The organism is Pseudomonas sp. D8002 (genome assembly GCF_013385695.1).
Taxonomy (GTDB): Bacteria; Pseudomonadota; Gammaproteobacteria; order Pseudomonadales; family Pseudomonadaceae; genus Aquipseudomonas.
This window is the reverse complement of sequence record NZ_JACAPM010000012.1, coordinates 109,174-135,041: the sequence shown is the minus strand read 5'-3', so window position 1 is coordinate 135,041 and position 25,868 is coordinate 109,174. Positions and strand designations below refer to the sequence as shown.

General features: G+C 57.1%; 25 protein-coding genes. 9 read left to right on the top strand and 16 right to left on the bottom strand.

What is annotated here, in order from left to right:
- Positions 1 to 2 precede the first annotated feature (2 nt).
- From astD to acs, 11 genes are all read right to left on the bottom strand, one after another.
- The gene (gene astD, locus HX807_RS07010) at positions 3 to 1,472 is read right to left on the bottom strand and encodes a succinylglutamate-semialdehyde dehydrogenase (RefSeq protein ID WP_168197533.1); all 1,470 of its coding nucleotides are present in this window, start codon (positions 1,470 to 1,472) and stop codon (positions 3 to 5) included.
- Positions 1,469 to 2,494 carry an arginine N-succinyltransferase gene (gene astA / locus HX807_RS07005; RefSeq protein WP_003214325.1) on the bottom strand — a complete coding sequence of 342 codons (1,026 nt, stop codon included), beginning with the start codon at positions 2,492 to 2,494 and terminating at the stop codon, positions 1,469 to 1,471. Before astA ends, astD begins: the two co-directional genes overlap by 4 nt.
- Positions 2,495 to 2,543: 49 nt before the next feature.
- Positions 2,544 to 3,563 (bottom strand): arginine/ornithine succinyltransferase subunit alpha, encoded by a 1,020-nt coding sequence (gene aruF / locus HX807_RS07000; RefSeq protein ID WP_003214328.1) that lies wholly within the window; start codon positions 3,561 to 3,563, stop codon positions 2,544 to 2,546.
- Between the two features lie 245 nt (positions 3,564 to 3,808).
- Positions 3,809 to 5,029, bottom strand: coding sequence for an aspartate aminotransferase family protein (locus HX807_RS06995; protein WP_003214332.1), 1,221 nt, complete (start codon positions 5,027 to 5,029; stop codon positions 3,809 to 3,811).
- Positions 5,030 to 5,338: 309 nt separating this feature from the next.
- Positions 5,339 to 6,319, bottom strand: coding sequence for a GlxA family transcriptional regulator (locus tag HX807_RS06990; protein WP_003214334.1), 981 nt, complete (start codon positions 6,317 to 6,319; stop codon positions 5,339 to 5,341).
- 247 nt (positions 6,320 to 6,566) lie between these two features.
- A complete protein-coding gene (locus HX807_RS06985) occupies positions 6,567 to 7,331 on the bottom strand; it encodes an ABC transporter ATP-binding protein (protein WP_003214336.1) in 765 nt (254 codons plus the stop codon).
- Between the two features lie 27 nt (positions 7,332 to 7,358).
- Positions 7,359 to 8,471 carry a succinylglutamate desuccinylase/aspartoacylase family protein gene (locus HX807_RS06980; protein ID WP_008435255.1) on the bottom strand — a complete coding sequence of 371 codons (1,113 nt, stop codon included), beginning with the start codon at positions 8,469 to 8,471 and terminating at the stop codon, positions 7,359 to 7,361.
- A 1-nt stretch (position 8,472) separates the two neighbouring features.
- Entirely contained in the window at positions 8,473 to 9,171 is a 699-nt protein-coding gene (locus tag HX807_RS06975) for an ABC transporter permease (protein WP_008435252.1), read from the bottom strand.
- Entirely contained in the window at positions 9,168 to 9,857 is a 690-nt protein-coding gene (locus tag HX807_RS06970) for an ABC transporter permease (protein WP_003214341.1), read from the bottom strand. Before HX807_RS06970 ends, HX807_RS06975 begins: the two co-directional genes overlap by 4 nt.
- Positions 9,858 to 9,948: 91 nt before the next feature.
- Positions 9,949 to 10,734: an ABC transporter substrate-binding protein gene (locus HX807_RS06965; protein WP_003214343.1), complete on the bottom strand. Its 786-nt coding sequence runs from the start codon at positions 10,732 to 10,734 to the stop codon at positions 9,949 to 9,951.
- A gap of 684 nt (positions 10,735 to 11,418) precedes the next feature.
- A complete protein-coding gene (gene acs, locus HX807_RS06960; protein WP_003214346.1) occupies positions 11,419 to 13,374 on the bottom strand; it encodes an acetate--CoA ligase in 1,956 nt (651 codons plus the stop codon).
- 394 nt (positions 13,375 to 13,768) lie between these two features.
- On the opposite strand from acs, the gene HX807_RS06955 reads away from it, so the two are divergent.
- From HX807_RS06955 to HX807_RS06945, 3 genes are all read left to right on the top strand, one after another.
- Entirely contained in the window at positions 13,769 to 14,038 is a 270-nt protein-coding gene (locus tag HX807_RS06955; RefSeq protein ID WP_008435250.1) for a DUF2790 domain-containing protein, read from the top strand.
- A gap of 134 nt (positions 14,039 to 14,172) precedes the next feature.
- Positions 14,173 to 15,036 carry an AraC family transcriptional regulator gene (locus tag HX807_RS06950; RefSeq protein ID WP_177049593.1) on the top strand — a complete coding sequence of 288 codons (864 nt, stop codon included), beginning with the start codon at positions 14,173 to 14,175 and terminating at the stop codon, positions 15,034 to 15,036.
- A 128-nt stretch (positions 15,037 to 15,164) separates the two neighbouring features.
- Entirely contained in the window at positions 15,165 to 16,421 is a 1,257-nt protein-coding gene (locus tag HX807_RS06945) for a DUF1479 domain-containing protein (protein ID WP_177049591.1), read from the top strand.
- A gap of 36 nt (positions 16,422 to 16,457) precedes the next feature.
- Here the strand turns inward: HX807_RS06945 and HX807_RS06940 are convergent, their stop codons facing one another.
- Both HX807_RS06940 and vapB (HX807_RS06935) read right to left on the bottom strand, forming a co-directional pair.
- A complete protein-coding gene (locus HX807_RS06940) occupies positions 16,458 to 16,871 on the bottom strand; it encodes a type II toxin-antitoxin system VapC family toxin (RefSeq protein WP_177046730.1) in 414 nt (137 codons plus the stop codon).
- Complete coding sequence (gene vapB, locus HX807_RS06935; RefSeq protein WP_177049589.1) at positions 16,868 to 17,098, bottom strand: type II toxin-antitoxin system VapB family antitoxin; 231 nt, start codon at positions 17,096 to 17,098, stop codon at positions 16,868 to 16,870. Before vapB (HX807_RS06935) ends, HX807_RS06940 begins: the two co-directional genes overlap by 4 nt.
- A gap of 483 nt (positions 17,099 to 17,581) precedes the next feature.
- Here vapB (HX807_RS06935) and HX807_RS06930 point away from each other — a divergent pair, with 483 nt between their 5' ends.
- The 6 genes from HX807_RS06930 to HX807_RS06905 all read left to right on the top strand — a co-directional run bounded on the left by HX807_RS06930 (position 17,582) and on the right by HX807_RS06905 (position 23,770).
- Positions 17,582 to 18,832, top strand: coding sequence for a ribonucleotide-diphosphate reductase subunit beta (locus HX807_RS06930; RefSeq protein WP_169355882.1), 1,251 nt, complete (start codon positions 17,582 to 17,584; stop codon positions 18,830 to 18,832).
- Positions 18,833 to 19,007: 175 nt separating this feature from the next.
- Positions 19,008 to 20,441, top strand: a complete 1,434-nt coding sequence (locus tag HX807_RS06925) for a ParB/Srx family N-terminal domain-containing protein (protein ID WP_218174046.1) — start codon at positions 19,008 to 19,010, stop codon at positions 20,439 to 20,441.
- Positions 20,442 to 20,447: 6 nt separating this feature from the next.
- Positions 20,448 to 21,302, top strand: coding sequence for a DNA adenine methylase (locus HX807_RS06920; protein WP_177049585.1), 855 nt, complete (start codon positions 20,448 to 20,450; stop codon positions 21,300 to 21,302).
- Between the two features lie 358 nt (positions 21,303 to 21,660).
- Positions 21,661 to 22,272: a Bro-N domain-containing protein gene (locus HX807_RS06915; protein WP_177049583.1), complete on the top strand. Its 612-nt coding sequence runs from the start codon at positions 21,661 to 21,663 to the stop codon at positions 22,270 to 22,272.
- Positions 22,273 to 22,338: 66 nt separating this feature from the next.
- The gene (locus HX807_RS06910; RefSeq protein WP_177049581.1) at positions 22,339 to 23,055 is read left to right on the top strand and encodes an HNH endonuclease; all 717 of its coding nucleotides are present in this window, start codon (positions 22,339 to 22,341) and stop codon (positions 23,053 to 23,055) included.
- A gap of 73 nt (positions 23,056 to 23,128) precedes the next feature.
- Positions 23,129 to 23,770: an HAD-IB family hydrolase gene (locus tag HX807_RS06905; protein WP_087693117.1), complete on the top strand. Its 642-nt coding sequence runs from the start codon at positions 23,129 to 23,131 to the stop codon at positions 23,768 to 23,770.
- A 41-nt stretch (positions 23,771 to 23,811) separates the two neighbouring features.
- Here the strand turns inward: HX807_RS06905 and HX807_RS06900 are convergent, their stop codons facing one another.
- The 3 genes from HX807_RS06900 to HX807_RS06890 all read right to left on the bottom strand — a co-directional run bounded on the left by HX807_RS06900 (position 23,812) and on the right by HX807_RS06890 (position 25,692).
- A complete protein-coding gene (locus tag HX807_RS06900) occupies positions 23,812 to 24,216 on the bottom strand; it encodes a type II toxin-antitoxin system VapC family toxin (protein WP_008432929.1) in 405 nt (134 codons plus the stop codon).
- Positions 24,209 to 24,448 carry a type II toxin-antitoxin system VapB family antitoxin gene (vapB, locus tag HX807_RS06895; protein WP_008432930.1) on the bottom strand — a complete coding sequence of 80 codons (240 nt, stop codon included), beginning with the start codon at positions 24,446 to 24,448 and terminating at the stop codon, positions 24,209 to 24,211. Before vapB (HX807_RS06895) ends, HX807_RS06900 begins: the two co-directional genes overlap by 8 nt.
- 284 nt (positions 24,449 to 24,732) lie before the next feature.
- Positions 24,733 to 25,692 carry a LysR family transcriptional regulator gene (locus tag HX807_RS06890; RefSeq protein ID WP_102369727.1) on the bottom strand — a complete coding sequence of 320 codons (960 nt, stop codon included), beginning with the start codon at positions 25,690 to 25,692 and terminating at the stop codon, positions 24,733 to 24,735.
- Positions 25,693 to 25,868: the final 176 nt, after the last annotated feature.

Sequence of the window (25,868 nt, the reverse complement as noted above, 5' to 3'; positions counted from 1 at the left end):
ATTTAGATCAGCGTCACACCCGGGGTTAACGTCGCCGGTAGCACCAGGCTCGGGGTCTCAAGGGAGGCCACCGGGTACGCGCAATAGTCCGCCGCGTAATAGGCGCTGGCGCGATGGTTGCCCGAAGCCCCTACCCCGCCAAATGGCGCGCTGCTCGCAGCACCCGTCAGCTGTTTGTTCCAGTTGACGATCCCGGCACGGCTTTCCAGCCAGAACTGCTGGTAACGCGCCTCGGAATCCGACAGCAACCCGGCCGCCAAGCCGTATTGAGTGTTGTTGGCCTCGGCAATCGCCGCCTCGAAATCAGCGTAGCGGATCACTTGCAGCAGTGGGCCGAACAGCTCTTCGTCAGCGCGTTCCGTAACCTCGGTCACATCGATAATCCCCGGCGTCAGCAACGCAGCCTGGGCCTGGGGTTGAGTCATTTCCAATAGCGCCACGGCGCCATTGGCCAACAGCAATTCCTGGGCATCCATCAACGCCTTGGCAGCACCGAGGGAAATCACCGAGCCCATGAACGGCGCCGGCGTTTGGTCAAATGCGCCGACTTCGATGGTCGAGCTCACCGCCACCAGGCGTGCGAGCAACGCATCGCCCCAGGCGCCTTCCGGCACCAGCAGGCGACGGGCACAGGTGCAACGCTGGCCAGCGGAGATAAACGCCGACTGGATAATGGTGTACACGGCCGCATCCACATCGGCCACTTCGTCCACCACCAGCGGGTTGTTGCCGCCCATTTCCAGCGCGAGGATCTTGTCCGGGCGCCCGGCGAATTGCTGGTGCAGATGGTTGCCGGTGCGGCTGGAGCCGGTGAAGAACAGACCGTCGATGCCCGGATTCGCCGCCAGGGCGATCCCGGTTTCCCGTGCGCCTTGCAGCAGGTTCAACACGCCCGCCGGCAGGCCGGCGTCGATCCAGCATTGCACGGTCAGTTCGGCGACTTTCGGGGTCAGCTCACTCGGTTTGAACAGCACGGTGTTACCCGCCAGCAAGGCCGGCACGATATGCCCGTTAGGCAAGTGACCCGGGAAGTTGTAGGGGCCAAACACCGCCACTACACCGTGGGGCTTGTGGCGCAACACGGCAGTGGCGTCGCCCAAGGGGCCGCTCTTCTCGCCGGTACGCTCGCGGTAGCTTTGCACCGAGATCGCGACCTTGTTGACCATGCTGGTGACTTCAGTCGCCGATTCCCACAGAGGCTTGCCGGTTTCCTCACCGATGCAGCGGGCGAGTTCGTCAGCACGACTCTTCAAATTGGCGGCGAAGGCTTCCAGCACGCTCAGGCGCTCTTCCAACGAACGCTTGGCCCAGGCCGGAAACGCCTGGCGTGCGGCCTGGACGGCGGACTCGACCTGCTCGGCGGTGGCGCCATTACCCGACCACACCACCTGCTGGGTCACCGGGTTCAGCGACTCAAACACTTCACCCTGGCCAGCCAGCCATTCACCTGCGATGTATAGCGAATTCATTATTTCGACTCCCGGGCAGCGGACAACGGTACGGCACGCACTTGATCACCGGCGATCAGTTGCAGGCGCTTGGCGGTCTGTTGATCGACCACCAGGGTGCCCGCAGCCAACCGCGCCGGCGCGGCGGTGATGCGGCAATCTTCACGTTTGCGGTTATGGATCAGGAACGGCGTGGCGTCGTCGCCCGGCGTACCAATCGCCAGCACCAGCGCTTCGCTGTCGCGCACGGCGCGGATCTTGGTGGTTTCACACTCCACCGCCGGGCCCGCGTCGAAGATGTCGACGTAGCCCTGGTAGCTGAAACCTTCGCTCTTGAGCATGCTCAGGGCCGGCTCGGTGTCGGTGTGGACCTTGCCGATCACGTTGCGCGCGTCCTCAGACAGGAAGCAGGTGTACAGCGGAAACTTCGGCATCAGCTCGGCGATAAACGCCTTGTTGCCCACGCCGGTGAGGTAGTCGGCCTGGCTGAATTCCATCTTGAAGAAGTGCCGGCCCAGGCTTTCCCAGAACGGCGAGCGCCCGGCTTCGTCGGACATGCCGCGCATCTCGGCGATGATCTTGTTGCCGAACAGCTGCGGGAATTCCGCGATAAACAGCATGCGCGCCTTGGCCAGCATGCGGCCGTTAAGGCCGTTGCGGTAATCGGCGTGCAGGAACAACGAGCACAGCTCGGAGTTGCCGGTCAGGTCGTTGGCCAGAAACAGCGTCGGGATTTCACGGTAGATGTTCAGCTCCTGGGAGGCGCTGACCGTCAGGCCGACCCGGAAGTTGTACCAGGGCTCGCGCAGACCGACTGCACCGGCGATGGCGGAAATCCCCACCACGCGACCTTCGTCGTTTTCCAGCACGAACAGGTAGTCCGCATCACCGCGCCCGGCTTCGCCGCGAAAGGTCTTTTCAGCCCAGCCGACCCGATGGGTCAGGCGCTCTTCGTTGGCCGGCAAGGTGGTGAGGCCGGTGCCGGTGCTGCGCGCCAGATCAATCAGGGCCGGTAAATCGCTGCTGCGTACGGGACGAACGATCATGCTATCTCCTCAAACGGGCCGCCTTGCAAGCCACCCGCGAAACTCATTCTTAAACCGCTACCAGTCGAACGCTGGCACCTTCGCCGACGCCCAGGGCTTCGGCGGTTTCCAGGTCCAGGGTCACTGGCTTGCCCGGCGCGTAGTCCAGCTCCAGCATCACCGCGCGGTAATCCTGCAACTGGCCGTTGCTCACCAGGTACTGGCGGCCGACACCCTTGACCATCTCACCGATCTTCACCGGCACCACACGGCTCTGGGCGATCGAGCGAATGCCTGAGACGCGCGCATGCAGGGTTGGGCCGCCGTCGAAGATGTCGATGTAATGGTCGGTCTCGAAGCCTTCGCGCATCAGGATGTCGAAGGTGATCTGTGCCCGCGGGTGCACCTGGCCCATGGCTTCCTGGGCTTCGTCGGGCAACAGCGGCACGTAGATCGGATAGTGCGGCATCAGCTCGGCGAGGAAGGTCCGGCTCTTCAACCCGCACAGGCGCTCGGCAGCGGCGTAGTTGAGGTCGAAGAAGTTGCGGCCGATGGCGTCCCAGAACGGCGAATCACCGTTCTCGTCGCTGTAGCCCACAATCTCGGTGACCACCGAATCGGCGAAGCGCTCCGGGTGGCCGGCCACGAACAGCAGGCGGCCACGGGAGTTGAGCTCCGACCACGGCGAACCCACCAGCTCCGGCACCACGTAGAAACTGGTCAGGAGGCTGTTGCCGGTGAGGTCATGGCACTGCGAGAGCACGTGGATCTTGTTGTGGATCTTCAGCTCGCGGGAAGCGTGCACGAAGGTCTCGTTACGGAAGCTGTAGAACGGTTCCGAGTAGCCGGCCGAGGCAACGATGGCCGAACAGCCCACCAGCTTGCCGGCGTCGGTGTCTTCCAGGACGAAGAAATAGCTTTCTTCACCGTTGAAGCTGACCTCGGCGGCGAAGGACGCTTCGCTCGCAGCGATCTTGTCGCTCAGGCGTTCGACATCATCCGGCAAGGAGGTGACACCAATCGGGCTGTCCGCAGCCAGACGCTGTACCTCGCCCAGATCAGCCATTTGCGCGGGGCGCATCACCAGCATGGTGTCACTCCTTAACTCGAAAAACTCACAGGAAAAAATGCCGGACACGATCTTGAAATCAGTGAGGTCACGTGTGGGAGCGGGCTTGCTCGCGAAAGCGGTGTGTCATTCAACATTTCAGGTGACTGAGCCACTGCATTCGCGAGCAAGCCCGCTCCCACATTCGATCTTCACAGCTTCAACTAAAGAGTCCGGCATACAAAATTTGTGTTGGGCGCCCGACTCGCCGGGCACCCAACGGTCCATCAGGCTTGCGTCAGCTTTTTCACCGCACGTTCGAAGCGGTCCAGACCTTCCTGGATATCGGCATCTTCCACCACCAGGCTCGGGGCGAAACGCACCACATCCGGGCCGGCTTGCAGGATCATCAAGCCTTCGCGCTCGGCGGCGTTGAAGATGTCCTTGGCCTTGCCTTTCCAGGCATCGCTCAGCACACAACCGAGCAGCAGGCCCAGGCCACGCACTTCGGTGAAGATGCCGTATTGCTGGCCAATCTTCTCCAGACGGGAAACGAACAAGTCGTGCTTGGCGTTAACGCCGGCCAGCACTTCTGGCGTGTTGATCACGTCGATCACCGCTTCCGCCACCGCGCACGCCAGCGGGTTGCCGCCGTAGGTGGTGCCGTGGGTGCCGACCACCAAGTGCTTGGCCAGGTCTTCGCGAGTCAGCATGGCGGCGATCGGGAAACCGCCGCCCAGGCTCTTGGCGCTGGTGAGGATGTCCGGCACGACGCCGTAATGCTGGTAGGCGAACAACTCGCCGCTGCGGCCCATGCCGGTTTGCACTTCGTCGAACACCAGCAGCGCGTTGTTCGCGTCGCACAGGTCGCGGGCACCTTGCAGGTACGACAGTTCTGCCGGCAGCACGCCGCCTTCGCCCTGGATCGGCTCCAGCACCACGGCGCAGGTCTTGTCCGAGACGGCGGCTTTCAGCGCCTCCAGATCGTTGTAAGGCACGTGGGTGATGCCGACGATCTTCGGACCGAAGCCGTCGGAGTACTTCGACTGGCCACCCACGTTCACGGTGAACAGGGTACGGCCGTGGAAGCTGTTCAGCGCGGCGATGATTTCGTATTTCTCGGTGCCGAAGCGGTCGAACGCGACACGACGGGCCAACTTGAAGGCGGCCTCGTTGGCTTCGGCGCCGGAGTTGCAGAAGAACACACGCTCGGCAAACGTGGCGTCGATCAGCTTATGGGCCAGGCGCAGGGCCGGCTCATTGGTGAAGACGTTGGACACGTGCCACAGCTTGTTGGCCTGTTCGGTCAGTGCACCGACCAGCGCCGGGTGGGCGTGGCCCAATACGTTGACCGCGATGCCGCCGGCAAAGTCGATCAGCTCTCGGCCCGCCTGGTCCCATACGCGCGAACCTGCGCCACGCACGGGGATGAAAGCGGCAGGTGCGTAGTTGGGAACCATGACCTGGTCGAAATCGGCACGTTGCACCGGGGCTTGCTCAACGGACATCGGAGTCTCCTGAAGAGGAACGCCTGCCTGAAACTGGCGGGCGATGCAGGGATTGTAAGGACAGTTTTCAGCGCGGCCTTGCCGCCAAGCGACAACTTCTTATAGCGCCAACCCGCGATTTTCGCGGGTTTACGCCAATGCGACAAATAGCATCGCAATGGCGCAGTTTAAACCGCCCGGGCCGGTTTTGGGCGGTCGGTGAGGCACAACTATCCAATGCCGTCGCCGATGGCCGTTTTGGTCTGCTGTTGATCTCATCCGCGCACAGGAACAGCGTCATACCTGGAGATGCCGGCCGAGCACTGATGCCTAGCCGCGCTCGGACGGCACCGACGACAATTCGAACGGGCTGCTGCTGCGGCGCTGGTTGCGGTCTTCACGAGGGGTGGCGCCGAAGAAGTTGCGGTAGGCGCTGGAGAAGTGCGGCCCCGAGGAGAAGCCGCAGGACAGGCCGATCTGGATGATCGACTTGCTGGTTTGCATGAGCATCTGGCGGGCCTTGTTCAGGCGCAGTTCCAGGTAGTACTGGCTGGGGACGCGATTGAGGTATTGCTTGAAGATCCGCTCGAGCTGTCGTCGGGACACGCACACATGCTGGGCGATTTCGTCGGTGGTCAGCGGCTCTTCGATGTTGGCCTCCATCAGCAAAACCGCCTGGGTCAGCTTTGGATGGCTGGAACCCAGGCGGTTTTGCAGTGGGATGCGCTGGCGCTCGCCGCCTTCGCGGATGCGCTCTACCACCAGTTCTTCCGAGACTGCCCCGGCCAGTTCGGCGCCGTGGTCACGGGCCAGCACTGCCAGCAGCAGGTCGAGTACCGACATGCCACCGCAGGCGGTCAGGCGGTCACGGTCCCAGTCGAACAGATGGCTGGTGGCGATGACCTTGGGGAAACGCTCGGCGAAATCGTCCTGCCAGCGCCAGTGCACAGCGGCGCGGTAACCGTCGAGCAGACCGAGCTGGGCCAGCGGATACACACCGGCCGACAGGCCGCCGATCACACACCCGGCACGCACCAGTTGCTTGAGGGCGGTGCTGAGCTGGGAGGCGATGACGGTCGGTGGCTCATCGGCCAGCAGGAACAGCTTTTGGAAACCTTCCAGCTTGCCGGCCCAGGGCTCACCCGGCAGTTGCCAGGCGCCGTCGATTGGCGGTTCGGCCTGCAAAAACGAGAGTTCGTACACCACGTCCGGATGCACCCGCTGAGCAACGCGCAAGGCCTCCTCAGCCAGCGCAAGCGTCAGTGCTTTAGTGCTGGGCCAAATCAGGAAACCAATTCGATGGGCAGTCATGGAGTGCTATCCGAAGCGAGTAACAGTAATGAAGACAAAGGCCAATGCTAGCCGGTAAACCAACACAAATCTCTAAAGCGGGTGAAGATCCAAATGTGGGAGCGGGCTTGCTCGCGAATGCGGTGGATCAGTCACCGGATGTATCAACTGATACACCGCTTTCGCGAGCAAGCCCGCTCCCACAGGGGATTGGGCAACCTCAGGATTGTGAAGCTTGCACTAATTCAGTGCATAAAAGCAGTTCTGTTTACTTCAAGCTGCCGGAAAGAAACTGCTGCAAACGCTCGGACTGTGGGTTGACCAGCACTTCGCGCGGGTTGCCACGTTCTTCGACGATGCCTTTGTGCAGGAATACCAACTGGTTGGAGACTTCACGGGCAAAGCCCATTTCGTGGGTCACCACCACCATGGTCCGGCCTTCCTGGGCCAGGTCCTGCATCACCTTGAGCACTTCGCCCACCAGCTCCGGGTCCAGCGCCGAAGTGGGTTCGTCGAACAGCATCACCTCAGGCTCCATCGCCAGGGCACGGGCAATCGCCACGCGTTGCTGTTCACCGCCGGACATGTGGCCAGGGAACGCATCCTTACGATGGCCCACACCGACTTTAGCCAGGTAGTGCTCGGCCTTTTCCCGGGCGTCTTTTTTCGACATGCCCAAGACGTGCACCGGTGCTTCCATGACGTTTTCCAGCGCGGTCATGTGGGACCACAGGTTGAAATGCTGGAACACCATCGACAGTCGCGAACGCATGCGTTGCAGCTGTTTCGGGTCCGCGGCCTTCATGGCGCCGTCCTTGTTGGCCACCAGTTTCAGCTCTTCGTTATTGAGCAGAATCTTGCCGGCGTGGGGCTGCTCCAGCAGGTTGATGCAGCGCAAAAAGGTACTTTTGCCCGAGCCACTGGACCCGATGATGCTGATCACATCACCGGCCGCGGCGGCCAGGGACACACCTTTGAGCACTTCATGACTGCCATAGCGTTTATGCAGGTCTTGGACTTCAAGTTTGTACATGCGGTCGGTTCTCACAAAAACAGTTGGTCAGTCGTTGAGCAAGCGCCCGTGCCGCAGCGCTTCGCGCCCCGCCACCTTGGCCAGCCAGAAACCCGCTTGGGCATAACGTAGCCGTTCAACGGCAAACAGCACCCCAGGCGTGCCCGCGCAAACAATGCTCACGCGGTCGGACAAGGGATCGATCACTTCAAATATCGGGTCGCCGGCTTCGACTACGTCACCGGCTTTACGCAGGTAGCTGATCACGCCGGCGTGGGGCGCGAACAACAACTCGGTGCCTTCGAAAGGCAGGCCTTCACAGGGTTCGTGCTGCGGCGCGGGCCATTCACCACGGATCAGGCCTTGCTCGGCGAGGAACGCCAGGATGCCTTCAGCGTGGAAAATCGCTTCGTCACGGCCAGTATCGGCCTGGCCACCCAGCTCCAGAGTCGTCGCCAGGCACGCCAGGGGAATCTGCGCCTCGGGGAACGCCCGGGACAGCCGCAGCCACGGTAGCGAGCAGGCTTCGTCAAACGAACTGCCGCCGGAATCTTCCGCCAGCAGGCCGACCTTCACATTCAGGTGCGCCGACAGCGAACGCCACTGCGGCCAGTGTTGCGGCAGCGCGTACATGTGCAACGCGGCTTCGGCGTCGCAATGCAGGTCGAGGACCACGTCGGCGGTGCAGGCATGGCTCAGCAACACCCGCTGCATGCCTTGCAACTGGCTGCTCGGCGCCGGCAACGCATTGAGCGCATCGCTCATGGCCTGGCGGATCAAGCGCACATTGGCGTGAGGATCATCCCCCAGCTTGCCGTTGAGCAACTCGGTAACCGGCTCGCTCAACTCAACGAAGTCGCGGTTGAAGTTCTTGCCGCTGCCGATCTCGAAACGGCCCTGGTGACTGCCTTGCAGCAGTTGCCCCAGGCCCATCGGATTGGCGACGGGAACCAGCTCGATCACGCCGTTGAGGGCGCCTTGCTGTTCCAGTTCCGTCAGGCGCTTTTTCAGCTCCCAGGCGGCGCGCATGCCGGGCAATTCATCCGCGTGCAGGCTGGCCTGGATATAAGCCTTGCGCTCGCCGCTGCCGAAACGAAACACCGTCAGCTGGCGTTCGCAGCCCAGGTGACCCCAGGGCAACAGGTGATCGATACGTTCCATATCAATGCTTCCGTGGAGCCAGGTAGCTCAGCCAGCGGCCTTCGGCCAACTTGAACAGGCGCACTAGGATGAAGGTCAGGCACAGGTAGAACGCACCCGCCGTGATATAGGCTTCGAACGGTAAGTAGTACTGGGCGTTCACCGTGCGTGCGGCACCGGTAATGTCGATCAGGGTGACGATGGAGGCCAGGCTGGTGGTCTGGAGCATCATGATCACTTCGTTGCTGTATTGCGGCAGCGCCCGGCGCAGGGCCGATGGCAGCAGGATCCGGCGATACAGCTTGTAGCGCGACATGCCCATGGCCTTGGCTGCCTCGATCTCGCCGTGGGGCGTGGCCTTGAGGCTGCCGGCGATGATTTCGGCGGTGTAGGCGCTGGTGTTCACGGCAAACGCCAGGCAGGCGCAGAAGGTCGCGCTGGACAGCAGTGGCCACATGAAGCTTTCGCGCACCGCTTCGAACTGGGCCAGGCCGTAGTAGATCAAGAACAGCTGCACCAGCATCGGCGTGCCGCGAATCACATAGGTGTAGAGCCAGGCAACACCGTTGACGATCGGCTGCTTGGACACGCGCATCAGGCCCAGGGGCAAGGCCGCGAGCAAACCGAAGAACAGCGAAATGGCCAGCAGTTTCAGGGTGGTCAGCAAGCCGCCGAGGTACAGCGGCATGGCCTCCCAGATGACGTTGTAGTCGAAGATCATAGATCAGCCGCCTTTACGCCTACCGAGTAGCGCTTCTCAAGATGACGCAGGGCCAGCAACGACACGCTGGTGATCACCAGGTACATCGCCGCCACTGCGAGGAAGAAGGTAAAAGGTTCGCGGGTGGCGTCTGCCGCCTGCTTGGCCTTGAACATCATGTCTTGCAGGCCCACCACCGAAATCAATGCGGTGGCCTTGGTCAGTACCAGCCAGTTGTTGGTAAACCCGGGGATCGCCAGCCGAATCATCTGCGGCACCATCACCCGGAAAAACACCTGGAACGGGCTCATGCCATACGCCAGGCCGGCTTCGGCCTGGCCCTTGGGAATGGCCATGAAGGCGCCACGGAAGGTTTCCGAAAGGTAGGCGCCAAAGATGAAACCCAGGGTGCCGATACCGGCGGCCAAGGGGTTCAAGTCAATGTAGTCGTTGTAGCCGAGCAACGGCGCAACGCGGTTAAGCAGGTCCTGACCGCCGTAGAAAATCAGCAGGATCAGCACCAGGTCGGGGATCCCGCGGATCACCGTGGAGTACAGGTCGCCCAGCCAGGCCAACCAGCGCACCGGCGAGAGGCGCAACGCGACCCCGATCAGACCCAGAACAATGGCCAGGGCCATGGACGACAAGGCGAGCTGAAGCGTCAACCAAGCGCCATCGAGGATGACAGCCCCGTAGCCTTTCAACATGATTCAGGTCCTCGAAAAGGGGGATGAAAAAATGGCGCAAACTTCAGAGATCCTGGTGCTTGCGCCATTCTGGACAGACAGCTGCGACGGTTTACTTGGCTTCTGGGCCGTAAATGTCGAAGTTGAAGTACTTGTCCTGGATTGCCTTGTATTTGCCGTTGGCACGGATCGCAGCGATTGCAGCGTTGATGCGGTCCAGGTTTTCCTTGTCGCCTTTACGTACCGCGATGCCGATGCCGTCGCCGAAGTACTTGGCGTCAGTGAAGGCCGGGCCGGTGAACGCGTAGCCTTTACCGGCTGGCGTGTCGAGGAAACCTTCCTGCAACAGGGTGGCGTCGGCTACGGTGCCATCAAGGCGACCGGCTTCTACGTCCAGGTAGATTTCGTTCTGCGAGCTGTAAGGAACAATGGTGGCGCCTTTGGGAGCCAGCACTTCCTTGGCGAAACGGTCGTGGATCGAACCGCGCTGCACGCCGATTTTCTTGCCTTTCAATTCATCCAGGCTGTCGCTGACGGCAGTGCCTTCCTTCAATACCAGGCGAGCTGGGGTCAGGTAGTAGCGGTTGGTGAAGTCCACGGACTTCTTGCGATCGTCGGTGATGGACATCGAGGACAGGATGGCGTCGATCTTGCGCACTTTCAGCGCCGGGATCAGGCCGTCGAATTCCTGCTCGACCCAGGTGCACTTGACCTGCATCTGCTCACACAGGGCGTTGCCGATGTCGTAGTCAAAACCGACGATGCTGCCGTCCGGTGCCTTGGAGGCAAACGGAGGGTAAGCCGCTTCAATACCAATCTTCAGTGGCTTGCCTTCGGCGAAAGCCTGCATGGACAGCACGGACAGCGCCAGGGCGCCCAACAGCACGAGTTTCTTCATCTTGGGACTCCATCGGTATAGGGCAAAACAGCAGTATGAGCCAGGGCCCACGATGCGAATGAGTGAAACCGAATAGCGGTGCTGCGTCCTGCGCCAGTTCAGCATCGGCGACGACGAGCGAGTGATCGGCATTCTAACGACAGGCCGGAAGCCGATATTTCCTCAATGCGACAACAATTTACAGAAGCACCGAGAAAGCGGTTCCGGCACATTGACAGCCTCTTGATTTTATGCAGAGGCAAAAGATATTAAACCTGTTAACGCTGCAAGTTGCGGGCCTATTATTCGCAAACCCTTCTAGCACGGCAAGTGTAGCGTTGGATCTAATTTTTCAGGGCGTCTAAGACGCGGGTTTTCGGGGCAACGGCGTAGCACTTTGCCTCATGTTTGGGCGTGGGGTTACACATTTGCCGGGCTCGGTAACATTCAGAAACTTCCTACAACACAATCCGATATTTATTGGCTTTGTGTAAGTCGCCCCACCGGATGACCAGCCTTGGAATGCAATCTAAATGTGGGAGCGGGCTTGCTCGCGAAGGCGGTGTGTCAGTGGGTGATGTGCTGGCTGACACGCCGCCTTCGCGAGCAAGCCCGCTCCCACATGGGTTATAGGTCGCCTGTCCGATCGCACAAAAAAGCCCCACCCGGCCTACGCCGAATGGGGCTTCGTCCCACAAACCCGCCTTACGCGACGTTCATGGTCTTGTGCGTCTCGATCAAATGCGCCACCACGCTTGGATCCGCCAGGGTGGAAATATCCCCCAACCCGTCGTATTCAGCGGTGGCAATCTTGCGCAGGATCCGGCGCATGATTTTCCCCGAACGGGTCTTCGGCAAGCCCGGTGCCCACTGGATCACATCCGGTGAAGCAATCGGCCCGATCTCTTTACGCACCCAGTTTTTCAACTCCAGGCGCAACGCTTCATTCGGCTCTTCGCCGTTTTTCAGCGTGACATACACATAGATGCCCTGGCCCTTGATGTCATGAGGCACCCCCACCACCGCCGCTTCCGCGACTTTCGGGTGGGCAACCATGGCGCTCTCAATTTCGGCGGTGCCCATGCGGTGGCCGGACACGTTCAGCACGTCATCCACCCGCCCGGTGATCCAGTAGTAGCCATCCTCGTCACGACGCGCACCGTCACCGGTGAAGTACATGCCACGGAAGGTCTTGAAGTAGGTGTCCACAAAACGGTCATGGTCGCCATACAGCGTACGTGCCTGGCCCGGCCACGAATCCAGGATCACCAGGTTACCCTCGGCCACGCCTTCAATCAGGTTGCCGAGGTTGTCCACCAGCGCCGGTACCACGCCAAAGAACGGACGTGCCGCCGAACCCGGCTTGAGCGCATGGGCGCCCGGCAGCGGGCTCATCATGTTGCCGCCGGTCTCGGTCTGCCACCAGGTATCGACGATCGGGCAACGGGATTGGCCGACGTTCTTGTAGTACCAGTCCCACGCTTCCGGGTTAATCGGCTCACCCACCGAACCCAGCAGGCGCAAGCTGCTGCCATCGGCGCCTTCGCAGGCGGCGGTGCCGGAAGCCATCATGGCGCGGATCGCGGTCGGTGCGGTGTAGAGGATGTTGACCTTATGCTTGTCGACGATCTTCGCCACCCGGGTGATGTCCGGATAGTTCGGCACGCCTTCGAACATCAGCGTGGTCGCGCCGTTGGCCAGTGGGCCATAGACGATATAGGTGTGGCCGGTGACCCAGCCGACGTCGGCAGTGCACCAGTAGATTTCGCCCGGGCGGTAGTCAAACACGCGCTCGTGGGTCAGGGCTGCGTACAACAGGTAGCCGCCGGTGGTGTGCTGCACGCCCTTCGGCTTGCCGGTGGAGCCGGAGGTGTAAAGGATGAACAGCGCTTCTTCGGCGCCCATCTCTTTCGGCGCACACACGGTGCCCGCCACTTTCATCAGGTCTTCGTACCAGATGTCGCGATGCTGGTTCCACTTGATGTTGCCACCGGTGCGCTTGCACACGATGACTTTCTGGATGCTGCTGGTTTCCGGGTTGGTCAGGGCGTCGTCGACGTTGGCCTTCAGGGAAATCTTCTTGCCGGCACGAATGCCTTCGTCGGCGGTGATCACCACCTTGGATTTGCAGTCGATGATCCGACCGGCCAGGGCCTCTGGCGAGAACCCGCCAAACACCACCGAGTGAATCGCACCGATCCGGGCACAGGCCAGCATGGCGACCGCGGCTTCGGGAATCATCGGCATATAGATAGTCACCACGTCGCCGCGGTGCACATCCTGGCCGCGCAGGGCGTTGGCGAACTTGCAGACTTCTTCATGCAGCTCGCGGTAGGTGATGGTGCGGCTTTCGGCAGGGTCGTCGCCCTCCCAGATGATTGCTGGCTGGTCGCCACGCTCGGCGAGGTGGCGGTCCAGGCAGTTGTAGGAAACGTTGAGGGTGCCGTCGGCAAACCATTTGATGTCGACATGGTGATCGTCGAAGGAGGTCTGCTTCACCGTGGTGAAAGGCTTGATCCAGTCAAGGCGCTTGGCTTGCTCGCGCCAGAAACCGTCGGGGTTGACCACCGACTGCTGGTACATGGCCTTGTAGGTCGCCTCATCGGTCAGCGTATTGGCTGCTACTTCGGGGCGAACGGGGTACAGAGAAGCCGCACTCATCTTTCTTACCTCGGTGACATAGTTGTTGTTGTATGGCCCTGTTGTAGCCGGGACGGACCTATAGAACCATTCGACGATGGTAGTAACAAGCCCCTACAAATTGCCCACCTATCCCCTGGCAGCGCTCTGGCCCGTGGTTTGTGGCGCTTTGCAGGTTTCTGAAAAAACCTTCATTTCGCGATTGTTACAAAAACCACCAATAGTGTTTATCAAAAGCACGGGTATATGAATATAACTCGGACGCCTAAAATCAACCTCGCCATCAAGGCACTGTGATTAACAACGTAACAGCCCCCACGAAGGCAACGTTAATCCGAACTTCCCAATCAAGTTACATACGTGGCCTCACAAGGGCCCCGTGACCCCTTTCGACCGCCAAAAGGTAAATAGTCAAATGAAAGCGTTATTAGTTATGGCCCTTAGCAGCTTGTGCGCCACCGCCGCCCTGGCCGACGAAGCCCCGACTGACGTAGCCAGCCAGAGCACCCCGATTGTTGAGGATTACACTTACAGCACCCATCTGGACGTCGCCAAAGTAGTGTCCATGAGTGAAGTCCCGGATGTATGCAAAGTTGTACCGGTAAAAATGGAATATGAAGACTCACAAGGTCAGCGTCATATTCTTCAATATCAGGTCATGGGTAACGGTTGCTCTAACGGATAATAACTTCGTTAGTTTGAACTGAACCTGATCTTATTCGCCGCAAGAAATCGTTCTTGCGGCAAAGAGCGCTCCCCCCTCTAATCGAATGCTACGATTGTGGCGCCGCCACCCCACCTGCAAGGCAGAATGCATTCATGCGAGCCAGTTTCGAAAAAATCCCAACCGACGCGAACACCTCCTGGACCCTGCTGAACAGGCGTCTACCGGAGGCGATTCCGTTTGAATGGCATCACCATCCCGAATACGAACTGACCCTCACCCTCAACAGTCGCGGGCACCGCTATATCAGCAATGATGTGGCGCTCTACGATGATGGCGACCTGGTGCTGGTGGGCCCGAACGTGCCCCATAGCTGGTCTTCAGCCGAGCTGATCGACCCCGCCAAACCGCACATTGCCCTGGTCATCTGGTTTTCCGAGGCCTGGGCGGACTCGCTGGTGCAACTGTTTCCGGAGATGGGGTCGACGCGCGCGCTATTGGCTGCAGCGCGACAGGCGTTGAGTTTCAGTGATGCTACGTCCCGGGCGCTGCGCCCGGTGATCGAAGCAATGGTCGAGCAAGACGCTTCCCAGCGACTGATCTCGTTGCTCACCGTGCTCAACACATTGTCCCGGGATATCGCCGCGCAGCGCATCGCGACGGAAAACGCCGCCCCTCACATCGTTGAAGACGCGCGCATCCGCCGCGTTCTGGACTACCTGCACGGCCACTATGCGCAACCTGTCGGCATTCCCGAGCTGGCGCAAATGGCCTGCGTCAGCGTTTCAGCCTTCCATCGCATGTTCCGCAAACACACACGCTGCACGGCGCTGGACTACATCGTCCGGCTACGCATCGGACATGCTTGCGCTTTATTGATGCAGGGCAACCTGGCGGTCAGCGCGATTTCCGAACAGGTCGGCTATGCCTCCCAGGCGTTGTTCAATCGGCAGTTCAAGGCGCACAAGGGCATGACGCCGTCACAGTTTCGGCTTCAACACGGGCATCACTTTCAATAAGCCGATTCTTCTATACGCCTCGAAACAAACGCCACAATCGTACTACTCAACGCTCCAAATCAGGCTGCCGCCCAAGCAGGCCGGGGTGATTCCATACCTGTATGCACAACAACAAGACAGGTCACCCCATGAGCAACTACCACACCTTCGAATGTGCCGAGCTGCCGGACGACTACAAGCGCAGCATCGTCGCCATGAAAAAGGCCCTGCGCGCGCAGATCGGCGACGTGCCTGGGCTGTTCGCCGAGGTCAGCGAGTTCATCAGGGCTGAAATCGCCTCGATCAAGGCCCAGCAGTCTGTCTGGCCCGAACTCGACTTTGAAACCATCGCCACCGGCCAGGTCACCGAAGCACAACGAGCCCTCATCAAGCGCCGGGGCTGCCTGGTGATCCGCAACCACTTCCCCAGGGAACAGGTGCTGGCGTGGGACAAGAGCCTGCTGGACTACCTCGACCACAACCTTTTCGACGAGGTGTATCGCGGCCCGGCTGACAACTTCTTCGGCAACCTCGAAGCCTCACGCCCGGAAATATTCCCCATCTATTGGTCCGACGCCCAGATGCAACTGCGCCAACACCAGCGCATGGGCGCCGCACAGTCGTTCCTGAACCGCCTGTGGACCTACAACTCCCAAGGCCGGCAATGGTTCGACCCAGACATCAATGCGCTGTACCCCGACCGCGTCCGCCGCCGCCCACCCGGCACCACCTCCAAAGGGCTTGGCCCCCACACCGACTCGGGCGCCCTGGAACGCTGGCTGCACCCCGCCTACCTCAAGCTGTTCGACAAGATCTACCGCAACGACTTCAAGTCCTACGACCCCTGGGACGCCGCCCATCGTACCGAAGTCGATGAATACGCCTACAAGGACACAGTGAAATGTTCGGCCTTCCGCACCTTCCAGGGCTGGACCGCACTGTGCGACATGCAGGCCGACCAGGGCGTGCTGCATACCTTGCCGATCCCCAAAGCCATGGCCTACATGCTGCTGCGCCCGTTGCTGGACGATGTCCCCGAGGATGAGCTGTGCGGCGTCGCGCCGGGCAAGGTGCTGCCAGTTTCAGAGAAATGGCACCCGCTGCTGGTCCAGGGCATGACCCCGATTCCGGACGTACAGGCCGGCGATTCGGTGTGGTGGCACTGCGACGTGATCCACAGCGTCGCCCCCGTCGAAAACCAACAGGGCTGGGGCAACGTGATGTACGTGCCCGCCGCGCCCATGTGCCCGAAAAACCTGCGGTACGCCAAGGATGTGCTCAGGGCGTTCGAGCAAGGCGTCTCGCCGGATGACTTTGCCCGGGAGGACTATGAAAAGGACTGGGGTGACCGCTTCATGAAGTCGCAATTGAATGCGCTGGGCCGCAAAGGGTTGGGGCTGGAATAGAGGGTTATTAGATCGCCTTGCGGCTCCCTATCCAACCTAATGAACCCAGTCCTCGTAAGACAACCCGGCGACGCGACTGAATTCACGGACATTATTCGTCACCAATGTACAACCCGCAGCGATGGCATGCCCCGCGATCGCGGTGTCGTTCTGACCAATGATCAAGCCAGCGTCTGTCAGGCTCCGTTTCACGTCTACGGTCGCATCCACCGCATTTACCCCCCAAGGCAAAACCTCATCCAACCGCTTCACAAACTCATCCACCAGAACCTTGTGCTTGGGTGATGCTTTTTTACCAATCTGCCCATAACGCATTTCGGAATAGGTGATCGCAGATATGACGATTCGATTATTGCGTGCAATCTCTGCGGCCAATCTTTCCAAAACACACTCAGGACGCTCGCGCATGATGAAAGAACAAATACAGGTATCAAGCATGTAGACGGTCACAGATTAAACCTGCCTTCATCGCTGATAATGTCGGGACGCTCTTCCAGAAAATCCGGATCAGCCTTGGGTAGCTCAGCGAACGACCCCCAACTAGGACGCACAGGCCGCAGCGTGATGGTGTCGCCGTTACGCGTGATTTCCAACTCTCCCACGCCGTCATACGCCATATCCGTGGGCAAGCGGATTGCCTGATTCTTACCATTCTTGAAAATTGAGACAGTGCGCATAATCGTCACTCCTACATATGCCTGACCTATGCAATCTAGCGACACACTCTGACATATGCAAGCCATAGGTCTACGCGGCGACCATCGGTAGCACTGCTGCGCGACTGTAAAAAAATCCAGATGCACCAAACCCTTGCAAACCCTCGCTCCGGCTCGAAAAGCAGCCTTTTTGTCCGCTCACCGAGACCATCCGCCGCAACACAAAGTCGAATTTTTCCCTATAATGCGCGGGTAAATCGGGCCTGCAATATCCCTTTACACTGGGACGAAGAGCCAGACCTGAGGCCCCCGCTGGAGCCAGCAAGCATTGCTCCGCCCCTCAAGCCTCAAGCAGAACACCCGTAGCCCTGATTCCGTTTAATGCGTGCGCTAGCTGCAACAAACGATTCCTTAAGATCCACCGCGGCCTTGGGGCCGTGTGAACACTCAACCATCCGGTTTCACACGGGCACCTTAGAGCCCTCACGCAGGAGACGACACGTCATGCTGAGCTGGGACGAATTCGACAAAGAAGAAGACGGCGAAGTAGTTGCCAAAGGCGCCAACGCCGGCCACGCCACCGAAGCCAACATGGACCGCCTCGACGGTGCCGGCGCTGCTGCCGCCATCGAAGCCCGCGCCGTCACCGCCAATGACTCCGCCGCCATCGTGCGCGCCAAGGCCGCCCTCGACAAACTCGACGTCGCCGAAGGCCTAGCCGAACTCGAAGGCTCCGCCGCCCGCGTCGCCGTTGACGAAAAGCGCATGATCAACTGCCGCGCCGACCTCAACCAACTTGTACCTTTCAAGTACGACTGGGCCTGGCAGAAATACCTCGACGGCTGCGCCAACCACTGGATGCCGCAAGAGGTCAACATGACCGCCGACATCGCCCTGTGGAAAAACCCGGAAGGCCTGACCGACGACGAACGTCGCATCGTGATGCGCAACCTCGGCTTCTTCTCCACTGCGGATTCGTTGGTCGCGAACAATCTGGTACTGGCCGTGTACCGCCTGATCACCAACCCGGAGTGCCGCCAGTACATCCTGCGCCAGGCCTTCGAAGAAGCGATCCACACCCACGCCTACCAGTACTGCATTGAATCGCTGGCCATGGATGAAGGCGAGATCTTCAACATGTACCACGAGATTCCATCGGTCGCCAAAAAGGCTGCGTGGGGCTTGAAGTACACCCGTTCGATCTCCGATCCGAAGTTCGAAACCGGCACCGTCGAAACCGACAAAGAATTGCTGCGTAACCTGGTCGCGTACTACTGCGTCCTGGAAGGCATCTTCTTCTACTGCGGCTTCACCCAGATTTTGTCCATGGGCCGCCGCAACAAAATGACCGGCGTGGCAGAACAGTTCCAATACATCCTGCGGGATGAGTCGATGCACCTGAACTTCGGTATCGACGTGATCAACCAGATCAAAATCGAAAACCCGCACTTGTGGGATGCCGAGATGAAGGAAGAAGCGACCCAGATGATCCTGCAAGGGACTCAGCTGGAGATTGAATACGCTCGCGACACCATGCCGCGTGGGGTGCTGGGGATGAATGCGGCGATGATGGAGGATTACCTCAAGTTCATCGCGAACCGTCGTCTGTCGCAGATTGGGTTGAAGGAAGAGTATCCAGGGACGACTAACCCATTCCCGTGGATGAGCGAGATCATGGACTTGAAGAAAGAGAAGAATTTCTTTGAGACCCGTGTGATCGAGTATCAGACTGGTGGCGCGCTGAGCTGGGACTAACCAGCGCAATGAAGGGCCTTACGAGGCCCTTTTTCACACCTTTTTTAACAAGTAGGGATTCGTCATTCTGTAGACCTATCGAAATCATTGTGCCAGCATGCGTAAAATTTCCTCAGCATGCCTTATGGTGCTAGGTCAAAACGAAAAGAAACGTCATGCTGAATAGGGAATTATGATGGCGACAATCTTGAATGTTAAACTCGACACTTCAAAAATTTTGATGGATGGCGAGAATCCGCGTCACGAAATATTCCAAGATCAAAAAGAAATCATAAACTGGCATGCAAATATTTTGGGCGACCAACTTATTCAACTCATGCGCAGCATTGCAAAAGATGGGCTAAGCGATATAGAAAAAATATTAGTTCAGCCGCTAGGCAATGTGTATGTCGTAAAGGAAGGCAATAGGCGCATGGCCGCAATTAAACTTCTACGCGACCCATCTCTTTGTGACGACCCCTTATTTCGAAAGAAAATAGAAAATATAAATCAACCGTTAAATTTCAACTATAAAATAGATTGTATCTCATGCGATGACCGCCACCGAGTTCTATGGATGATGGGGTTAAGACACCTTGGTCAGCAAAATGGTGCAGGAACTTTCAAATGGGGCGCCGCGGAAAAGAGCAGACATGAGCAAGACTACTCTGGAAAAGCGCGGTACTGGAGATCTCTGCACTTCATAAACTATGCCCTAGAACACAAACTAATAACTGATCAACAAGCAGCCCGCATCAGCGAAAAAATATCTAACCTTGACCGTCTTGTACCTAGCGCTGAATTCAAGAGAGCGCTAGGGGTTTCGTACAAAGATTCATCAGTAAGAACTTCAATTGAAAAATCTGTACACGACCAAGTATTGGGGAAAATTCTTGAGCGCCTTTCTGAGCCTTCGTTCATCGTATCAAAAATTTATGACTCAGCTGAAAAAAGCTCATTCATTACAGAGATATTAGACGAAGTAGCAAACAAAGGTTCACAAACTCCAGCCACGAAAGAAATAAACACTTCTGGCACAGAAAAATTCCCACTACCACAAAGCACCAATAAAAACACTAGCGCACCTAATCAAAAATCTATTAGCGTAGATAAGCTGGAAGGCCTCTATCCAAAACCAAAACCAAGAAAACTTCAAAATCCAGCTGACCGAGACAAACTATTTATCGGCAGCCTCAGCATACCTCCTGCGAAAACCAAGTGCAGTACGCTATATAGACAAATTGACACATTAAAACTTAACGAGCACGGATTAGTAGTAGCCTGCGCTGCGCGCGCGTTGGTTGATATATCTTCTCAAATTTATGTAGAGGACTTTAAACTCGGCGAAAGCTTGAGAAAAAACTCGTTCGGACAGATAGCTTTAGGTGACATGGTAAAGGCTGCCTCGGCCAACCTATTCAAAGAAAACCGTATACCACGAGAATTAAACAACTTAATATCAAGCGGCGACGCCGCCAACCCTAATAGTTTTCTACACCCACAAGCTCTTCACGCTTTCATGCATGGACGGTACGAAAATTCCATGACAAACCTTAAAGAGGCGTGGGATCGTTGTTACGAGGAATATTTAAGAGCATTATGGACGCACATAAAAGATACTCAAGGTTAAACCAGCATGGCAACTAGATACTTTACCCCGCTTAGATATCCTGGTGGAAAGTCTAAATTATCCTGGCTAGTTAAAGACCTATTATCCGCTAACGACTTCTTGGGGGGACAATATGTTGAGCCCTACGCAGGTGGCGCAGCAGTGGCGATGGATTTACTGCTTAGCGGATCAGTGTCACATGTACACATAAATGACTTAAATAGGGGTGTCTATAGCTTTTGGCATACTTTGCTGAATAATACTGAAGCCCTTATGCAACAAATTTACGACTGCACTGTTGACATGACTACATGGTATGTGCAGCGCGAGGTTATAAAAAATCCTGAAAATCACAGCTCGCTAGAAATAGGGTTTGCCTTCTTTTTCCTCAACAGAACAAATCGATCCGGCATAATTAATGCTGGAGCAATTGGAGGATATGAGCAGAAAGGCAATTATAAAATCGATGCTCGCTTCAACAAACATGATCTAATAGATAGGATCACCGCAATTGCCAAAGCCAAAGATAAAATTTCTTTATACAACTTAGACGCCGAGCTTTTTTTAAGCGAAATAGACAGAAGAAACTTCCGTGATGCCCTGTCATATATAGATCCTCCATACTTTGTTAAAGGCAAAAGACTATATGACAACTTCTACGAAGAGGGTGACCACTCAAGAATAAGCGAACTATTAAAAACGCTTACAACACCTTGGATGCTATCCTATGATGACCACCCTCAGATTCGACGCATATATGCCGACCATCGAATCACCGAAATAGACCTCGTTTATAGCGCAGCAAAAAAAATGAAAGGGCAAGAAGTACTGTTTTTTTCGAAAAACATACTTATCCCTCCAAGCATTCGCTTTGACGAATGAACGTGTGGGTGACACATGTTGCGTCACCCTATATTCATCTACAGCTTCCCCCTCCAGAAATACTCTATTAACTCCTGAATTTTAACTTTCGACGTAAGATCCCCACTTCAGAATGCTCTCACAGCGAAATGGGATTTTTATCGGTATTCACTGTATAAATTTTCGACTACTCTATTGATAGGTGCCTAAGAAACGCCCAACGTAGAAGCCGGCCTCACTCACACAGTCAAAAATCCGCCTGATATAAATTCACGCGGATCTAACTATGTATTGAGGTCATGCAAGTTGGAGTTTCTTAAACCCTCTTTCTCTACGTTGGGCTCTGGCCCTCCCGAAAATCACGTAGAGGTCATAGCAAATGCCTAGCCAATATCTGCTCGACTCGTCGGCGGCTAAGAAAGTAGCCGAGCCCGACCCTTCTATTGCCATCGTTTTCACTCGCCATAATCTTCACCTTCATGCCCTTCTTTTAGAAAACCAACCCTGGTTTTGTGCCCGCGATCTCGGGCGGCTGATGGTGCTATATCTGGATGAGCGAACGACCCGTAAGCTTGATCAGGATCAGCGGCAAAGCCTGCGATTGCTGTTTCACGGTCAACCGGAAGAAATGCTGATGATTAGCGAGTCCGGCGCCTACGCGTTGCTGGTCTACCACTACGCGCCGGAGAACAGGTTGCTACGTAGTTGGCTCACTCATGAAGTTATCCCAACTTTACGAGACGAGCGTCAGCCAAGAACGGTTGAGCGGCCGTTGCTAAGCATGCCGGATTGGCCGGAGATGTCGTTAAACCTGCTGCATTGGCAAGATGAAGGTTGGATACGGCTCCGGGATATGCCATATCTATTGGTGACCAGCACCTGCCGAAGGGAGTTAGCAAGAACGCCGTGGTGGCGAAAGCTGACTCAGACTTTCCGAATGAAGCAGCGATTTTCCTGGCATATACGACCGCCAAATCCGACCGAGCCGTAGGAAATTTCATAGACGTAATAATGGCCACTCAGTATCGTCCGAGGGTTTTCTACCCTCGGCGGCTGTATGGACACACAAAAAGGTAATACCGGATGGACCGATGAGGAGCTTGAAGCTTCCGTCGATGCTTATCTGAAAATGTTAAAGCTGGAGAGTGCTAGCCAGCCGTTTAAAAAGTCAGCGGAGCACGCACTTTTGTTAGCCGGTGCTCTGAGCGCTCGTTCCAAAGCGTCGGTCGACTACCGTATGCGCAATATTTCTGCTGTGTTTGAGATGCTGAATCAAAAGCCGATTGCTGGTTACACCGCTGCACATAATGTCGGCTCGAGAATAGTTTCTCGTATTCGTCGAATGCTCGCAGAGCGGGGAATCTTTGAATCTGAAGACAATGCCCCAACGTTTGATGAAGAGACACTTGAGCGGCGCGCGGCAAAGCTTCAAAGCAAACCCATCAAGACTGAACCTGGAGGCATCGCTGTGCCGCAACAGGTCAGCACCACCAGCACATCCTACGTACGCGATCCGGTGGTGCGGGCGTGGATACGTCAGCAGGCGGAAGGCAAATGCGAAGGTTGCGGCTTGGATGCCCCGTTTAAGCTAGACAACGGCGAGCCATTTCTTGAAGTACATCACGTCAAGCACCTCGCCCAGAAGGGTTCGGATCGCATCACCAATGCTGTAGCCTTGTGCCCCAACTGCCATCAGCGGTGTCACCGGTCGAGCGACCGGGATGTTTTCACCAAAGGGCTTTACTCCAAAATCAACAGATTGATACCGGAGTAAACTCCTGCTGTCAGAGCAGATGCACCTTCCAAAAAATAGTAGATAGGACCGAGACCCGCCCGTGAACCCAGACATGCTCGAATCCGGCCCCTTGGATGCCAAAGTACTCTCCGTCTTTGACTTCGACGGCACCCTGACCCACCACGACAGCTTCGTGCCGTTCCTGAAGTTCGCCTTTGGTAAAGGCGAGTTCGTGCGCAGGATGGTGAAGCTGGCGGTGCCTGGCGCGCAGTTTCTGTTGCGCGTCATCAGCCGTGATGAGCTCAAGGCGCAGTTGATCCGCACCTTTATGACCGGCGTGGATAAGGCGTGGGTTCAGCAGAAAGCTGAAGCGTATTGCCAGGCCTATTGGAACAAGTTGATGCGGCCAACCGGGCTGCAATCGGTGGCCGATGAGGTGAAGTCCGGGGCGGTGGTGACGCTGTGTTCGGCATCGCCAGCGTTGGTGTTGCAGCCGTTTGCGGATCGGCTTGGGATCAAGTTGATAGGCACTGAGCTTGAGGTGGTTGACGGAGTATTGACGGGCAAGCTCACGGGGAATAATTGCCGGTGCGAGAACAAGGTGCTTCGGCTTGAGGCGGTTTATGGGGATCTGGGGGAGTATCGGCTCAGGGCCTGGGGTGATACGCGCGGGGATCGGGAGTTGTTGGCGGCGGCGCAGGATGCGCATTTTCGGCATTTTCATGCGAAGAAGAAACGAATCAAGCAACGCTGAATCGCCTGGACGACCTATCTGTGTGCGCTGGATTGACTGCCTTAGGCGGCGATCCAGTTTTCCACGATCAAGCCATTCACTCGCTTGAACTCACCTTCGTTGTTAGTCACCAAGACCAATCCTGAGCTTCTGGCGTGGCCCGCGATGTGCAGGTCATTTACGCCGATTGGAGTGCCCTTCTTTTCGAGATCGGAGCGGATCGAGCCGTAGTGAAAAGCGGCCTTGTCATCGTAGTGAATGACGTCAAGCCGGGAGATGAAGTCCTCCACCGCCCGAGTATTTCTCTCAACAAACTGGCTTTTTTCGGCCCCGTGCATCAATTCCGCAAGGGTGATCGAAGAGATCACCATACGACCTACATTCGCATTGAATTTTTCCAGTATTTCCATAGGCCGACGCTTGATGATGTAGATCACGATGTTCGTATCAAGCATGTACTTAATCATCAAAGGACTCTCGCTCTTGCTGGGTTTGGTCGGCGCGCTCCTCCATAAAATCATCAGATACCGATTCGCTTGCAAGGAAAAAGCTGTCCCAAGTGTTTTCAACCGGCGAAATAATCAGTTCGCGCCCCACGGCACGCACCTCTACAGTTTTCACCCCAGCGGGAAAACGCATGTCAGCAGGGATGCGGATATTTTGTGTACGGTTATTGGTGAAGATCGTTCCAGTAGACATAAGGAACACCTCTCAAGGCATGGGAAGACAGGTAAGAATGATAGTTTGCAGGTGCTCTATTGCATAGCTCTATAGCAGCTACCCGACGAGCGTAGCCGAACAGGTAGCTGTTGGTGGCGGCGCAGGAAGCGCATTTTCATGCGAAGAAGAAGTTGGGCAAGTTGCGGCAGTGATGCGGGTGGATAGGGTCTGCGGGTAGACCGAGTTGATCCCATCGCAGCCTCGCTGGGGCTCGACAGCTCCCACAGGGGATCTCTGTAGGTTCTAAGGGTGGTGGGAATTCGTTAGATTGGCGCTTTGAGATCCACGCCCAGTGCCGTTGCGAAGGCTTTGACCAGCGGGCTTCGTGGGGCGTTGTGGCGCAGGATGAGGTTGAACGGCGTGCTCAGGTGGATCTGCTCCGGGCATAACACGCGTAGGCGCCCTTCCCTCACCAGCGGCGCGGCGTAGTGTTCGGGGAGGAAGCCCAGGAAGCGGCCGGTGAGAATGAGGATGGCCACGGCTTCTACCTGGGAGGCTGAGGCGGACTGGCTGTCGTAGCTGACGAAGTTGGCCTTGTCGCTGTGGATCGCGTAACGATGGTTGACCACTTCATGCTGGCGCAACACATCTGCGTTGATGTCACTCGCTTCAAACAGCGGATGTCCGACGGCGCAGTACGCGTGGGACTTTTCTTCGTACAGCGGGAAATAATCGAATTCTTCCCGCCGCTGGTACACCGGGACGATGCCGACAATCAGCCGCCCTTCCACCACGCCCCGTTCAACTTCGTCCAGTTGCGAGGCATGCAGGCGTAATCTTATTTTTGGCGACTCTGTATGTAATCTTCCCAGCGCATTAATCAGCGGTGAATTAACGTCGGAGACGGTGTTATCAATAACGCCCACACTAAGGTCGCCGATCAGTTCGTTCTGTGCTGAACTAAGCTTGTCTCTGAAACTGTCTACCGAGGCAAATAATTCAATGGACGCTTGATAGACTAATTTGCCTTCTTCGGTCAGGCCAAACCCTTCCCGCCCTCGCGTACACAGGCGCATGCCGATGCGAATTTCCAGGTCGGAAATCTGCTTGCTGATCGCCGCCAGGCCCACATTCAGCTCGTTCTGCGCCGCGCTGAAGCCGCCCGCTTCGACCACAGCCTTGAACACCCGCAGCAATTTGAAGTCCAGGCCGCTGAGTTGCAGGGGCGGTCTTGTGCCGGGTTTTGGCGGTATGTTTCCAGAATTGGAAAGTGGGGTTTCCATAATACGTGTTGACCTCAAGTGCCATATTCAACAGGCTTTGACCTACTCCATGAACATCGCCGGGCGGCAATAATGAACATACTTAACCGCCCTTGGCAACCTTGAATACAGCGGGTTGAACAGCTTTTACCGGCTGATTTAACGCCCCTAAAAACCTGACACTACGATCAGGACTT

Excerpts from the sequence above, each read along its gene's own strand:
- HX807_RS06910 (WP_177049581.1), top strand. The coding sequence starts at position 22,339 with ATGGACACACAAAAAGGTAATACCGGATGGACCGATGAGGAGCTTGAA.
- HX807_RS06900 (WP_008432929.1), bottom strand. The coding sequence starts at position 24,216 with ATGATTAAGTACATGCTTGATACGAACATCGTGATCTACATCATCAAG.
- HX807_RS06985 (WP_003214336.1), bottom strand. The coding sequence starts at position 7,331 with ATGTACAAACTTGAAGTCCAAGACCTGCATAAACGCTATGGCAGTCAT.
- HX807_RS06950 (WP_177049593.1), top strand. The coding sequence starts at position 14,173 with ATGCGAGCCAGTTTCGAAAAAATCCCAACCGACGCGAACACCTCCTGG.
- HX807_RS06920 (WP_177049585.1), top strand. The coding sequence starts at position 20,448 with ATGGCAACTAGATACTTTACCCCGCTTAGATATCCTGGTGGAAAGTCT.
- HX807_RS06990 (WP_003214334.1), bottom strand. The coding sequence starts at position 6,319 with ATGACTGCCCATCGAATTGGTTTCCTGATTTGGCCCAGCACTAAAGCA.
- HX807_RS06915 (WP_177049583.1), top strand. The coding sequence starts at position 21,661 with ATGCCTAGCCAATATCTGCTCGACTCGTCGGCGGCTAAGAAAGTAGCC.
- HX807_RS06975 (WP_008435252.1), bottom strand. The coding sequence starts at position 9,171 with ATGATCTTCGACTACAACGTCATCTGGGAGGCCATGCCGCTGTACCTC.
- HX807_RS06945 (WP_177049591.1), top strand. The coding sequence starts at position 15,165 with ATGAGCAACTACCACACCTTCGAATGTGCCGAGCTGCCGGACGACTAC.
- astA (WP_003214325.1), bottom strand. The coding sequence starts at position 2,494 with ATGATCGTTCGTCCCGTACGCAGCAGCGATTTACCGGCCCTGATTGAT.
- aruF (WP_003214328.1), bottom strand. The coding sequence starts at position 3,563 with ATGCTGGTGATGCGCCCCGCGCAAATGGCTGATCTGGGCGAGGTACAG.
- HX807_RS06955 (WP_008435250.1), top strand. The coding sequence starts at position 13,769 with ATGAAAGCGTTATTAGTTATGGCCCTTAGCAGCTTGTGCGCCACCGCC.
- vapB (WP_177049589.1), bottom strand. The coding sequence starts at position 17,098 with ATGCGCACTGTCTCAATTTTCAAGAATGGTAAGAATCAGGCAATCCGC.
- HX807_RS06925 (WP_218174046.1), top strand. The coding sequence starts at position 19,008 with ATGGCGACAATCTTGAATGTTAAACTCGACACTTCAAAAATTTTGATG.
- HX807_RS06905 (WP_087693117.1), top strand. The coding sequence starts at position 23,129 with ATGCTCGAATCCGGCCCCTTGGATGCCAAAGTACTCTCCGTCTTTGAC.
- HX807_RS06980 (WP_008435255.1), bottom strand. The coding sequence starts at position 8,471 with ATGGAACGTATCGATCACCTGTTGCCCTGGGGTCACCTGGGCTGCGAA.
- acs (WP_003214346.1), bottom strand. The coding sequence starts at position 13,374 with ATGAGTGCGGCTTCTCTGTACCCCGTTCGCCCCGAAGTAGCAGCCAAT.
- HX807_RS06965 (WP_003214343.1), bottom strand. The coding sequence starts at position 10,734 with ATGAAGAAACTCGTGCTGTTGGGCGCCCTGGCGCTGTCCGTGCTGTCC.
- vapB (WP_008432930.1), bottom strand. The coding sequence starts at position 24,448 with ATGTCTACTGGAACGATCTTCACCAATAACCGTACACAAAATATCCGC.
- HX807_RS06890 (WP_102369727.1), bottom strand. The coding sequence starts at position 25,692 with ATGGAAACCCCACTTTCCAATTCTGGAAACATACCGCCAAAACCCGGC.
- HX807_RS06995 (WP_003214332.1), bottom strand. The coding sequence starts at position 5,029 with ATGTCCGTTGAGCAAGCCCCGGTGCAACGTGCCGATTTCGACCAGGTC.
- HX807_RS06970 (WP_003214341.1), bottom strand. The coding sequence starts at position 9,857 with ATGTTGAAAGGCTACGGGGCTGTCATCCTCGATGGCGCTTGGTTGACG.
- HX807_RS06930 (WP_169355882.1), top strand. The coding sequence starts at position 17,582 with ATGCTGAGCTGGGACGAATTCGACAAAGAAGAAGACGGCGAAGTAGTT.